At 48.1% G+C, this 13525-nt stretch carries 12 protein-coding genes and 1 riboswitch; of the genes, 7 read left to right on the forward strand and 5 right to left on the reverse strand.

The genetic code is table 11. The features are described 5' to 3' along the window. Nucleotides 1-32: 32 nt before the first annotated feature. From MKX68_RS06550 to MKX68_RS06560, 3 genes are read right to left on the reverse strand one after another with little or no spacing between them, the layout of a single operon-like run. Nucleotides 33-827: an energy-coupling factor transporter transmembrane component T family protein gene (locus tag MKX68_RS06550; RefSeq protein WP_338591081.1), complete on the reverse strand. Its 795-nt coding sequence runs from the start codon at nt 825-827 to the stop codon at nt 33-35. Next, nucleotides 802-2373, reverse strand: coding sequence for an ABC transporter ATP-binding protein (locus MKX68_RS06555; protein ID WP_340910177.1), 1572 nt, complete (start codon nt 2371-2373; stop codon nt 802-804). The genes MKX68_RS06550 and MKX68_RS06555 overlap by 26 nt, the downstream gene beginning before the upstream one ends. Beyond that, nucleotides 2374-2967, reverse strand: a complete 594-nt coding sequence (locus MKX68_RS06560) for an ECF transporter S component (protein WP_338591077.1) — start codon at nt 2965-2967, stop codon at nt 2374-2376. A 686-nt stretch (nt 2968-3653) separates the two neighbouring features. Between MKX68_RS06560 and MKX68_RS06565 the strand changes: the two genes are divergently transcribed. After that, a complete protein-coding gene (locus tag MKX68_RS06565) occupies nt 3654-4607 on the forward strand; it encodes a copper amine oxidase N-terminal domain-containing protein (RefSeq protein ID WP_340910178.1) in 954 nt (317 codons plus the stop codon). Between the two features lie 190 nt (nt 4608-4797). Here MKX68_RS06565 and MKX68_RS06570 read toward each other — a convergent pair whose 3' ends face one another. Further along, nucleotides 4798-5466 (reverse strand): pectate lyase, encoded by a 669-nt coding sequence (locus tag MKX68_RS06570; RefSeq protein WP_289391203.1) that lies wholly within the window; start codon nt 5464-5466, stop codon nt 4798-4800. A 349-nt stretch (nt 5467-5815) separates the two neighbouring features. Further along, nucleotides 5816-6691, reverse strand: coding sequence for a radical SAM/SPASM domain-containing protein (locus MKX68_RS06575; protein ID WP_338591071.1), 876 nt, complete (start codon nt 6689-6691; stop codon nt 5816-5818). Nucleotides 6692-6873: 182 nt separating this feature from the next. Beyond that, nucleotides 6874-6976, forward strand: a riboswitch (TPP riboswitch). A gap of 158 nt (nt 6977-7134) precedes the next feature. Here MKX68_RS06575 and MKX68_RS06580 point away from each other — a divergent pair. The 6 genes from MKX68_RS06580 to thiE all read left to right on the forward strand — a co-directional run bounded on the left by MKX68_RS06580 (nt 7135) and on the right by thiE (nt 13222). Then, nucleotides 7135-7899, forward strand: a complete 765-nt coding sequence (locus MKX68_RS06580; RefSeq protein WP_340910182.1) for an ABC transporter ATP-binding protein — start codon at nt 7135-7137, stop codon at nt 7897-7899. Beyond that, a complete protein-coding gene (locus MKX68_RS06585; protein ID WP_340910185.1) occupies nt 7889-8719 on the forward strand; it encodes an ABC transporter permease in 831 nt (276 codons plus the stop codon). The genes MKX68_RS06580 and MKX68_RS06585 overlap by 11 nt, the downstream gene beginning before the upstream one ends. A gap of 167 nt (nt 8720-8886) precedes the next feature. Then, entirely contained in the window at nt 8887-9930 is a 1044-nt protein-coding gene (locus MKX68_RS06590) for an ABC transporter substrate-binding protein (RefSeq protein ID WP_340910188.1), read from the forward strand. Nucleotides 9931-10935: 1005 nt separating this feature from the next. After that, nucleotides 10936-11748 (forward strand): hydroxyethylthiazole kinase, encoded by an 813-nt coding sequence (thiM, locus tag MKX68_RS06595; RefSeq protein WP_340910191.1) that lies wholly within the window; start codon nt 10936-10938, stop codon nt 11746-11748. Further along, nucleotides 11745-12557, forward strand: coding sequence for a bifunctional hydroxymethylpyrimidine kinase/phosphomethylpyrimidine kinase (thiD, locus tag MKX68_RS06600; protein WP_340910192.1), 813 nt, complete (start codon nt 11745-11747; stop codon nt 12555-12557). Before thiM ends, thiD begins: the two co-directional genes overlap by 4 nt. Next, on the forward strand, nt 12557-13222 hold the full coding sequence (gene thiE, locus MKX68_RS06605; protein ID WP_340910196.1) for a thiamine phosphate synthase: 666 nt from the start codon (nt 12557-12559) through the stop codon (nt 13220-13222). The genes thiD and thiE overlap by 1 nt, the downstream gene beginning before the upstream one ends. Nucleotides 13223-13525: the final 303 nt, after the last annotated feature.

Genomic DNA, 13525 nt, shown 5'->3' on the forward strand with positions numbered 1-13525 from the left:
TAACTCAATATATTTCTCTCTATCTCCCCGTATTACCTTACATCCACCATCGCAGCATGATAAGGAAAGGTAACCCCGATGTAATAAGCAGCTGTTAAGGTGAGGATATAATAAAATACAAACCACAGATCAGCTCGGGAATAGCCAATCTGAATGTAATACGTCCGGCTGGCCCCATCCGTGAATCCCTTCGCTTCCATCGCTACCGCCATTCGCTGTGCACGGCGAATGCTCTGTGCCAGCAGTGGAATAGCGTAACGCTTCAGCGTACCATACACGTTCCAGCGAGAACCACGTTGCCTTGTCCCCCGAATGCGAATAGCGTAACGGAGCGTCTGGAATTCATCCAGCAAAATCGGGATCATGCGCATCGCGGCCAGAAAACTATAAGCATATTTTGCAGGTAGCTTCCACTGCTGCATCAGAGAATAAAACAGCCGTACCGGCTTGGTCGTAAGACCAAAGAGTAACCCAGCCGCTGCCATGCTCAGCGAGCGAAAACCCAAGTGTAGACCGCGATAGAAGCTCTCTTCGGTTATGTGAATCAGTCCCCACGTATACCATGTGTTCTCGCCCTTACCAAACATCATCATACCTGTAGATGTGGAGATAAACACCAGAATGAATGGGGACGCGTACAGGATCAATCTATACCATGGGTGACCTGTCCAGCACAGTAATAACATCATCGCCACAGCAACATTGGCCATTACATTCAGATTGTGAATAAGGATAACGATGACAAACATCATCGTCAGAATAATCATCTTTAATCCCGGATTAACGGTATGAAGCCAGGTTTCACGGTGAGGAAACGACAGTTGCATCAGATAACCTCCCCTCATCCACCGACCAAATTCGGGTGCAATATCTTTTTACAATTTCACGATCATGGGTAACCATAACAATGGCTGTTCCCTCTCTCCGCAATTGCTCCAGTTGGGCTAACATGGCAAACGTATTGCGGGCATCCTGTCCAAAAGTAGGTTCATCCAACAGCAGTATTCGCTGCTCTCTCACCAGTGCAGAGGCAACGCTCAAGCGTCGTTTCTGCCCCATCGATAATTGGTAGGGATGACGCTCGGACAGGTCGATTAATCCAAATTGATTCAGCATATGATTCGTCCTGGCAAGTCTTTCTTCCGTTGTTAGCCTGCCCCCCAGCAATGAAAATTCCACTTCTTCCGCGACGGTGTTGGTCACAAATTGAAACTCCGGGTTCTGAAATACAAACGCAATTTGATCTGCAAGCTGCTCCGTTTTGCCAGAAGGCAGACCGTCCACCTCATAATGACCTGTTGTTTTCAGGATATTCATCAGAGATAACAATAATGAACTCTTGCCAGCTCCATTAGCTCCGACAACACCAATCCAGTCTCCATGCCATACCTTGGCCTGCTCCACCTGAATAAAGGGTGTTTTCCCACGCCATCCGGTGAACTGCTTCAAGTCCAGTGCAGGCTGATAGGTGGGTGATACAGGTGATAAGGAAGAGACGTGAGCTACGGGGAATATCCCCATTGTTTCGGATAAACCAGACGATTGCTGTGCTTCCAAGCTCGGCAAGCCCTGATCCACACACATTTGCAGCTCTCCAGAGATACTTTCCTGTTCTTCCTTGGTTGCCTGCTCGCGCTCCTCCCACACGCCCGGATACCAGATTCCATAAGCCTTCAGCTTGCCTCTTTCATCCGTGAATACCTGCTGCGCTGGCCCATCCGCCACAATCTTTCCTTCAGGTGACAACACAATGATGCGGTCGACCATATCCACAATCTCATTAATTTTGTGTTCAACGATGATGATTGTTTTGTCACTGGCGATCCGTTTAACGGTATCCCACACCTGGGAAGTGCCCTCATCATCCAGCAGTGCAGTGGGTTCATCCAAAAACAATACCTCCGGGTCCATGGCAAGCATCGAAGCAATCGCAAGACGCTGCTTCATCCCCTGTGACATGGACTCGATCAATACACGATTCTGTTCAAAGGATAACCCCACTTGTTTCAGATAATATTCAATCAGAGCCGGCATCTTTTCACGTGGAATATTTCGGTTTTCCAGAACAAATGCGATCTCTTCATCCGTAAAGGACATACAGAACTGGGTATCCGGATCTTGGAAGACCACTCCTGCTTTGGCGGGAACCTGAATATCATCACATTTCATCGGAATCTCAACCGAACGTGGAATTAAACCGCTCAGAATTTGCAATAACGTTGATTTACCGGAGCCGCTAGGGCCAAGCAACAGCACTTTCTCTCCTTGACGCACAGAAAGAGACAAGCCTTGAAATACCAAGGCTTTCTCTCCCGGGAACTTGCATCTTAGATTTGTCACACTTACCGCTTGCGAATTCCCCTCTCCGCTCATCTAATCCAGCGCCTCATAATCCTGTTTGGATACCGGTCTGAGGGAGCGTGTTACACCGGTCAGTTCCAATGCTTTTGCGAGATAATAAGCGAACACTCCTGCAATCAGGATGCTTCCGATGAAGCGGAATCCGATAAATAACGTATAATTCCAGGCCGAGAGTGAATCAATATACCCGTACTGATAATCCAGCACAAGCGAAGCCGCTGCGGCTCCTATGGCTGCAAGACAAGTGACAAACAGATTGGTTTTTCGATACAAAAATGCTGCGAAGAATATCTCGGCTCCCAATCCTTGCAACAGACCGTATACAAGTGTGGACATGCCCCATTCACTGCCCAGAAAGGCACTTACCGTTGAAGCCGCAACTTCGGCAAGAATAGCCACGCCTGGTTTACGAATGATAACAAAAGCAAACGTGCCCGCCATAAACCACATGCCGTAGATCATCTGCTCCGCATGAACGCCAAATGGTTTCATCAAGTCATATGTAGGTCCCCATATCTTGTAAATCACCCCAAACACTACTGCGATCACGATGGTTACCAGAATATCCGTTAGTTTCAATCGCTTGTTGCCTGCTGTTGTTGCCATGTTCTCTACGTCCTTCCTCTGTTCCCTGTGAGGGTTGTAAAAGTGTGTGTTCAAAAAGACTGGTTTTCAGTACCAAGAAGATGGGATGAAGCTAGAAATGGAGTAGCGGAGCGTAGGGAAAACTACGCGAGCAACGGACATTTCGGCTGAATTCCATCTTCGATGCTGATGATGCCGTCAGGCATCCTTCGTAATCAAAAGCAGACTTTTTGAACAACCTCTAAAAATAAACGAAAAAGCCTCCCCGGTTCCGGGAAGGCCTTACGTACAGTGTACAATCCTCACAATGATGTAATGGATGGATGTCGAAAATACGGAATATCAACCATTCCCTCTCCGCCCTGGCAGATACATCACCACAGCTCAAAGAAGGTCAGTTGTTCATCCACGTTCATTCCTCACAATTCACCCTTACATATCGCAAATCCTTGTTCTCTACGCTGGCATTACCCAGATCAGATGTACGGTCAGCGGCACAAGGCCACTCTCTCAGCCCAACTTCATTGAGCTCCCGGTTCACTTATTTCATTGCTTCTAATGTACATCAGATGGGTATTTGTGGCAATCCCTAGAAAAAGCTTTATTTGGGGTAACAGGGAACAGGACATCGGATGGTTCACTTTCCATAATATGAAACATTTAGGTTATGTAGTCCGTCTTAAACATTAGAAGGGAGATTGATAGTGATGAAAGATTACAACTCTGTTTGGCAGCTTAAAACATGGAAAATGGTCCTTGCCGCTTCGATACTCACCGCAGGCACGGCACCTGCCTTACTCTCATCCACTGTGGCGGAAGCCGCAGCAACCAAACCTAAACCGACAGCTTATATTAACAATGTTCAAGCTCAATATGATGTTGTCATACGGCAGGGTATTACGTACGTGGCATTGACGGAGCTTCAATTCCTCGGCAACTATACGTTTGGTTACAATAACAAAACAAAAGAGATCAGCATTAATACAGGCAGCGATAAGTATGTCCTTACACCTAACAGCAAAACAATGAAGAAAAATGGTCAAAATGCGACATTGTCTTCAGCGCCGATTCTGGTGAATGGTAAAGCGATGCTTCCGCTCCGTGCCGTCGGTGAAGCTTTTGGTGCCAAGGTGCAGTGGAACCAGAAGGCCAAGGAAGCCTACATTTACACTACCGATGCTACGATTGTAAAAGAATATAACAGTTCCGATCTGACTGTGGCGCGTGAAGCCGCACTGCATCTGCCCCGCTTTTCTGAACTGGGACAAGCACGTCTGGACATTCGCAACCCTTTGGGTCCAGTGGATTCATCCATTGAATACATTTTTGAACAAGGCAAAAAAGATCGTTTCTTCGTTGTTGAGGATAACGATCTGATCAGTTATTATATCCTCAAAAATGGAAGTGCCCTACTACAATGGCAGGCCAACATCAGCAAAAGTGCTGGAACCATCGGTGACCTGTTCTTTATTAAAACCAAAGCCGTTGCTGAAGCAGGGACTCGTCCTTCCGTAGCAGGTCAAACACTCGTATCATTCAAGTACTCTCGCGTGCTTGAAGAAACCTCTTACGAAATCATGAACAAATTGGGCTCTATTGATACCGGTTCTGTTACCCCCGAGAAAGGCAAAATCATCGTTGAAGTTCTGGGAGAAAAATAATATGAGCCTCCGCTATAAAACATTGCTCAGGAGAACTATAAGAACTATACTATGACATCTGCATTACAAAAAGCGTCCCTCAAAGTCAGTGTGGCAATGACCTTGGGACGCTCTTTTTGGCGTTATATTTTAACTTCAAATCACAAGTGGAGCTTAAACTTTTACCAACTCCAGCGATTCAATCTCCTGTTTAATATTGCGTATTGCCGGATTGACTGGTCTTACCTGAAGCAAACCCCTTGAACAACGTTGGTACTTTGGAATAACGGGTATTCGTAATTTTGCCTTGTGATGTACTGCTGTCTGTACGCATAATCGAATCTTTCACATTGGAAATGTTTGAGTTATCCAGCGTCATATTAACTGCGAAGGAAGTTCCACCATTTTGGCGAACCAGTTTGCCAATATCATCTGCACGGAAATTTTTGATGTTAATCGTTCCAGCTGCATTCATCTGGAACACTTTATCATAAGCCTTGTACGCTGCCCCACCGGTAATATTAACCGTTCCAGCCGACTTCAATGTCAGAGCATCCTCGCCTACGTCCTCCCAGACTACATTCGATATATTACAGTTACCATAACAGTGAACACCATCGGCAGCAGGTGATCCGATATTTACATTTTTGAGCGTGGCCCCTGCCTCCAGCCGGAAGACTGGCTTCTGGCCCTCTGCTTGAGAACCGTCACCCAGTGTGGAAGGATTGGCTACAAATGTTTTGCCTTGACCGTCATAGGTCGTGCCCTTTGGAACAACAATCGTTGAATTAACAACTGTAGGTGCAGCAGCAACCGGAACTGCACCAAATATGGAAGCAACCAAACCAGCGGACAACAACAACGTCAATATTTTTTTCATAATTTTATTCCTCCCTTATTCTCTCGTTATTTGGTAGTGTACAAGCCTAAGCTTGTCCTGGAAGTTCGTCAGAGGTGCACCTCTGTCCGACCCACAACCTAATCCTACCAAATAAGGAAGGTAACTAGAATAATCATTAGATCAGATATATCATGAAACCGCACAATCCCTGTCATATCGGCATTTTTTGCATGCCAGGTCTCTCAAGCAATATGCTGATATCAACCTCTGGTATGCTCATTTGTAACGTATGTACCCCTAACTTGAATCCCCGATAACAAAGAAAGACCACTACATTTGTCTCCAAATGTGTGATCTTGAACGGCTTCTGTCTTGCTGATATAAGATATCAGGCTCCGAATCTCTGACGATAACCGCACTTTCGACACAACTCTTCCACAGCTTCCCGCTTGGAGAAACCATATACCAGATTGTTCGCTCGCTCACCCTCAATAATCTCCGAGAATGACTTCTCGTGCACATTACCCAAGTTAATTACACCCTCGCCATCGAGACAGCATGGAACCACCGTTCCATCTACAAGCACAGCTGCCTGCCCACGCAATGCATGGCAGAAGCCTTTGCCGTCATCTTCAGGTGCATCCAGACTTGGCCACTGGAACTCATGGTCCTGATTCAGATATACATTCGGGGCAATTTTGACCCCACTGCCTGGAACTACTTTTTCCTCAATGCGGAAGTCCAGATTGAACTCACGTTCCAATACTTCAAGAGTCTCCCGATTTCGATTCATCTGAGCATTTGTGAAGTTATCCTGCGTCAGATTCCACAGTCGGAATGAGATGATGACATTGTGCTTAACGGCCTCGTGTACAAAGGACAAAATATGACGCAGGTATCCGTCACGGTCTGTTGAACCTTCATGCCCATCGAAGCTGTGCAGGGAGAAATTCATCTGCCGCAGCGCCGGTTTGCCAAGCAATTTATGCTGAGTCTTGGGCAAGAGTGTACCATTCGTTGTAATGTTCACCTTGAGTCCCTTCTCATGTGCGGAATCAAGCAGCAGATCTATTTTGGGATGCAACAAGGGTTCGCCTTTGACATGTAGATAAATATGATTGGTGTGTGGTTTAACTTGTTCCAGTATATTGTTGAAGACTTCAGGGTCAATGAATCCTTTGGCACGCTGCGTCTGCGGACAGAAGCTGCAAGCCAGATTGCAGATACTCGTGATCTCAATATATACTTTTTTGAACGTTTTCAACTCGGGTCCCCATTCTGCCTAGGAGGGAGAACAATCCCACCTGCATTTTGTGATCCGGCCTATACGGGCCATCCCTATTATATCGGGTTCATGAGCCAAGGTAAATTGTTCAGTTATCATGCTGCCTCTTTACAGTTCATGTTCGAGTGATATATGCTGAACAGACAACTGCATATCTTGAACTTTTGCACTAGGGGAGCCTTGCGGCTGAGACGAATATGACTATTCGGACCCTTTGAACCTGATCTGGATCATACCAGCGGAGGGAAGTGGAGCGGCCTTTTAGTAAGCGGAATTTTTTCATGTATGTGAAGATAAATTGCGGATTTAACTTACAGACCCACTCATTTCTCCGGAAATGGGTGGGTCTTTTTTGTTCCTTTTGCAGAGTACAGGATGCCGTTGTTATTCCAGCAGTCTGACATCAAGGGGGTGAGGATCAGATGAGCAACCATGTAACCATTGAGAACGTTAGCTTCGCTTTTCCCGAAAAAAAAGATTCACCCGTGCTCTCCAATGTGTCGCTTCAGGTTCAACAAGGAGAATTTGTCTCGCTCATCGGCTCCAGCGGATCAGGTAAAAGCACACTCTTCAAGCTGCTCGCAGGCTTGCACGAGCCAACCGTTGGCACCATCGATATTGCTGATGTACCGCAAGGACAACGGCTCGGACGAGTCGCCTATATGCCGCAGAAAGACCTGCTGTTATCCTGGCGTACCGTCATGGAGAACTGCCTGCTGCCTGCCGAGCTGGCACCAGGCCGACAGGACAAGGACAAACTACGAGCCGATATCATCGCTGGATTGGCAAGGTTTGGCTTGTCCGGTTATGAGCAGGCCTATCCGGATGAGTTATCCGGCGGCATGCGGCAGCGGGTGGCATTGCTGCGTACCTTGCTTACAGGCGGGCAGCTCATGTTGCTGGATGAACCCTTCGGTGCACTCGACGCTTTAACCAAACGAGAAATGCATCGCTGGTTGTTGGAGCTGTGGAAGGACTTTGGACAAACCGTGCTGTTCATTACACATGACATCGAGGAAGCCCTGCTGTTAAGTGACCGTATCATTCTGTTAACTCCAGGAGGGCAAGGTCAGCAGTTACGGGAGATAACGGTTCCTTTACCACGCCCAAGGCATTCGGACATGATCTACGAACCCGCTCTCGTGCAGATGAGGAAACAACTGGAGGAACAATTACATGCAAAATGATAGAGCTGAGGTTAGCGTTTGGACGTGGTGTTCGAAGTGGCTCTCGAGGTCGTTTTCCCAATATGGTTTGTTTATTATGCTCATGTTCTTTTTACTGGCGATCTGGGAAACGATTGTGCGTATGGGATGGGTGCCCTCATTTATCATTCCTGCACCCACGGCCATCGTAAGCTCACTGGTTGAGCATCGCCGTCTGCTGTTGACTATCCATCTACCTGCTACCTTTATGGAGGTTGTTGTTGGTTTTGGCTTGTCCATAGTGACCGGAATTACGCTAGCAACAGGCATGCATATGAACCGATCAATTGAAAAGGCCTTGTATCCCTTCATCGTGATCAGTCAGACCATCCCGCTGATTGCCTTGTCTCCCGTATTTATCTTGTGGTTTGGTTACACGTTGTGGAGCAAAGTCGCGGTGGTGTTCTTAATCGCATTCTTCCCTATTGTGGTCAGTACCTACGATGGACTCCGCCAAGGCGATCCGGAGCAGCGTGAACTACTGCTCACCATGGGCGCCAACAAATGGGATATTTTTTGCAAACTCCAGGTTCCACTGGCACTTCCCTCTTTTTTCCCGGGGCTAAAGATGTCTGTGGTGTACTGCGTGGTTGGGGCAACGATTGGCGAATGGCTCGGTGGTAGCAAAGGTCTAGGGTACTTCAGCCGTCGTATGTCCAGCAACATGAACACGGATGCGATGTTTGCCGCCATTTTGCTGTTATCCCTGCTTGGGATCGTTTTGTTTGTACTGATTACCTGGCTGGAGAAACGGTTTAGCATACGGCGTCATCGTCATGGAGGCAAAAGAAAGGTTGGATAATACTTAGACAGAAATTAGATGTAAATACAGGAGTTACAATCTTCAAAACAAAACATATCTTATGCACAATTTCAGCAGCATCTTCAATCAGTTCACTGTCACGTTGTCGTTAACATGCTGCTGTCCATTTTCTACAAATCAAAACGATGAAATGAGGACCTTCATTTATGAATAACAAAGGTATATACTCCCTGCTTCCCATCATGCTCATTAGCCTTTTGCTGATCGTTAGCGGATGCAGCACCACGAATACCAGCAAAAACACGCCAACAACAGACGCTGCAACCGAAACAGCATCTGACACCAAAGATAAACTGTCCATTATGCTCGACTGGTACCCGAATGCAGTACACTCCTTCATCTACGTCGCTCAAGAAAAAGGATACTTTGCAGATCAAGGTCTCGATGTCGAAATTCAGATGCCTGCGGATACCAATGATTCACTCAAACTTGTTGCTGCTGGAAAAATTGATCTGGCTCTAAGCTACCAGCCCCAAATTTTGCTCGCTCGTGGTGAGAACATTCTTGTACGTTCCATTGCTGCTGTTGTTCGCCACCCGCTTGTGCATCTGTTGACCGAAGCAAATGGCAACGTGAGCTCACCCAAAGACCTTGAAGGAAAAACTGTTGGTTATTCCTCAATTCCCCTGTATGAAGCGATGGTGCGTACGATGATCAGCCACGATGGTGGCAATCCCGACAACATGAATCTGGTCGACGTTGGGTTCGATCTGATTCCTTCGCTGGCTTCTGGACAGGCGGACGCGATTATGGGTGGTTTTATTAACCATGAGCAATTGATTTTGGAGAAAGAAGGACATGCCATGAAATCCATTAACCCCGTCGATTATGGTGTGCCTGATTATTATGAATTGGTCCTGACCGCGAGTGAAGCTGGCATTGAAGCAAAAAAAGACCAACTTACCCGTTTCGTCAAAGCGATCCAGGAAGGACAGAAATATGTGACTGAGCATCCAGAAGAAGCCTTGAATATTCTGCTCGCTCATGAGAATGAAACGTCTCCGCTTGACCCGGAGATCGAAACCAAAAGTCTGGCTATTCTACTGCCACTCATGAATGAAGAAGGCCAACCATTTGGCCGGCAGGAAATGGAATCATGGGAAAATGTACGCGCATGGCTCGTTGAAAAGGCTTTGATTCCTGAATCGGTGAAAGCCGAGGATGCTTTTATTCATCTGCAAGGAGAGTAAGTAAAGGAGTGCAACGTGAATGAAGGAGAAGTGAATGAACGCAAAGGGAATGAAAGCAAAGTTAGCAAAAACGTAGGATCTGATGCATGAAGGTTTGCGAAATGGAATTGGCCTGAATCAAGCATCGGAGGATCAGAATTTATAACAAGCCTAAGTGGCCTGATGTGCATCTGGGCAGCTTGATATGAGTTTTGGTGGCTTGTTGATATGTATTTGGTAATGTAAGTTAGCTCCTATCTTCAAGCCTACTGGGAGCTGAATCGCGCCCTAATATGCTCAGAGTAGAACATGGAGCGAGCGCTAACGAATCTGAGGGTGCCCTATTCATGGATTTGGAGCGGTTGCAGAAATCTAAGGAACCTGAGAAATGTTATATCGGAATAAATAGCTGTTTGCAGCGTTTTGGTCAGGAGATTCTGGGAAATAACGTGTCCTGTGTTCCTTACATTTCAAAAGGAGGATCTGACAGCCATATAAGACGTCCTGGGTTCTTTAGAAACATCGTCTGACCATTGGTGCCCGATCGCCCCTCGATCAGTCGGATATCGACCAGCCTGGGCTTCAAGACACTAGTTGGAAGCTAAACGTCTATCACCGTATTTTTAGCCTGAGTTTGGAGAAATACCTTCGGTTCACTTTCTGTATTTTGTATCGTTTCGTTTTTTTTATTGTTTCGTATTTGTACTGTTGTCTATCTGCGAATTTACATTTTATATGAATCTACCTTTTAGCTATTTCAATCAAGGCTAGATATCGATCAGAATGATTCAATTTGTCTATATCCATTTACAAAAATTCATTTTTAGTGAGTTATGAAATTGTTTTAGATTTTAGATTTTAGAATTTAGATTTCACGTTTCTGCTTTTCCCGCATTAATGCATCTGGCTGTTGTTTTACTCTGCACCCCTACTCAACAAGGAGACTCATATCCTATTATTCTGCTGAGTGACTCCAGATATCGGACTTCCGCCGATGGGGTTACTTCAAAACAAGGAGGAAATTATATGTCTTATTTGGAACGTGTTCGTACGCAAAATCCGCTGGTACACAATATTACCAACCTTGTCGTTGCTCCCTTCACAGCCAATGGTCTACTTGCACTCGGTGCGTCCCCTTTTATGGCCTATGCTCATGAAGAGGTCGCTGATGTCGCCAAGATATCAGGTGCCGTGGTACTCAACATTGGTACACTCGATGACAATGTCGTTCAGGCGATTCGACTTGCAGGCCAATCGGCTAATGCGCATCACGTGCCTGTGGTGCTTGATCCCGTCGGCGCAGGGGCAACCACCTATCGCACGGAAACCGTGCAGATGCTCGTTCGTGAGCTTCGCCTCACGGTGCTGCGCGGCAATGTGGCGGAAGTCGCCAATGTCATCGGTGAGAGCTGGAGTATCAAAGGTGTAGACGCAGGATCAGGTGAAGGTGACCGGATTGGAATTGCTGAGCGGGCAGCACAACAACTTGGCTGTGTTGTGGTCATTACCGGGAAAGAAGATATCATTACTGATGGACAATCCACATTCCTCACAAGTAATGGACATGCCTTACTCACTCAGGTCACGGGTGCAGGTTGTCTGCTCAGTTCGGTGATTGGCGCTTTTACAGCCATAGCGGAATCAGAAGCCGATCTTCTAGGCAGTGTTGTTGAAGCGCTCGTGTTTTATGGTGTAGCAGCTGAACTGGCGGCAGAGCGAACGGCTCATCAGGGACCGGGTAGCTTCCAGATTGAATTGTTGAATCAATTAGCACAAGTTACAACCGACCTCTTGTCAGAACGCGCACAGATCCGTCAGATCCGTGGAGGTGCAATATGAGCTTTGCTCAAGCGCTAACCATTGCAGGTTCTGATAACGGGGGCGGCGCAGGAATTCAGGCCGATCTGAAAACATTCCAGGAGCTTGGGGTATACGGCATGACCGTCATCACCGCTATTGCTGCCCAAAATACAACAGGAGTGCAGGGTGTCTTTCCCATCCCTTACGATGGTATCGCTCAACAGTTGGACTCGACCGGGGAGGACTTTCAACCAACCGCAACGAAGACCGGGATGTTATATAGTGCCGAGATTATTCGTCTAGTGGCTGAGAAATGGCAGCAATACCGTTGGTCAAATCTGGTCATTGACCCTGTGATGGTAGCCAAAGGTGGCGCCCCCCTGCTCCAGCATGAAGCGGTACAGGCGCTGGTTACGGAGCTGTTGCCCCATGCCCTGATCACAACACCTAATATTCCTGAAGCGGAACTGCTTACCGGGATGGCCATTACGAATCTGAGTCAGCGAGAAGAAGCCGCAAGACGGATTGTACAGATGGGCTCGACGTATGCTTTGGTCAAAGGTGGTCATGATGAAGGAAGTGGCATGATCGTGGATGTGCTCTACGATGGGCAGTCTTTTCATTATCTGGAGAATGTTCGTGTGGTAACACGTCATACACACGGAACAGGATGCACATACTCTGCTGCGATCACCGCAGAGTTAGCCAAGGGTTCACCTGTTCTGGCTGCCGTTACGACTGCGCGAGCATTCATTCAGGCGGCCATCGAAGATGAGCTGGGGATTGGGGCCGGACATGGGCCGACGAATCATTTTGCGTATCAGCGCAGACAGCGGGGTGAGCAGTGATGCGCCCTTGGGATGCAGAAGCAGTACGACGCGCGATGCAGGTGTATTTGGTGATGGGCAGCGTTAATACAACGCAAGACCCTGTGGAAGTGCTGCGCCAGGCCATTGCTGGCGGCATCACGCTGTTCCAGTTCCGTGAAAAGGGAACTGGCGCCCTGGCTCACGAAGCTCGCATCACGCTTGCGATGCGGCTTCGTGAGGTGTGCAGCCAGCACGGGGTGCCGTTCATCGTGAACGATGATGTGGAGCTGGCTGTAGCGGTGGAGGCCGACGGCGTGCATGTCGGCCAGGAAGATGCGGACGCGGCGCTGGTACGCGCCCGCATTGGAGATGGGCGGATGCTTGGCGTATCCGCCCACTCCGTGGATGAGGCGCGCCGTGCGGTGCAGGCGGGCGCCGACTATCTTGGCGTCGGGCCCATATACCCGACGCGCTCCAAAGCGGATGCCCATGCTGTGCTGGGCCCCGCAGGGGTGGCAGAACTGCGCGCCGCAGGCATCGCAGTTCCGGTTGTGGGTATCGGCGGCATTACGCCCGATACCACGGCCGCCGTGATGGCGGCTGAAGCCGACGGCGTAGCCGTCATCTCCGCCATCGCGGGCGCGGCCGATGTGCGCGCAGCGGCTGCGCAGTTCGCTGCGGCAGTGCGCGGGGTGCAGGCGTAGCCCTGCTCTCCCTGCACTGCCAGCCCCGTGGGCTGCACCGCATACATGGTGCAGCCCACAACTGTTCACGCTCCTCTCCATAACAGAGGAGCCTCAAAACACCCCCGCGGCGCGGCAGCAACCCATGTCTTCGACATAGAAGCACAGCCGCTCCCCTACAGTGACTGAATGATACAATAATTTCATCACATCTATTCACATCCAGCCACCAATCCATAATCAAGATGCAGCCTCCATGCTTGCATCTTGTTTTTTCATTTTCAACTGTTGACTCTCACGTAACGTGACACTGTACAATCGGTG

Origin of the sequence: Paenibacillus sp. FSL M8-0212 (assembly GCF_038004645.1) — a bacterium.
Lineage (GTDB): Bacteria > Bacillota > Bacilli > Paenibacillales > Paenibacillaceae > Paenibacillus.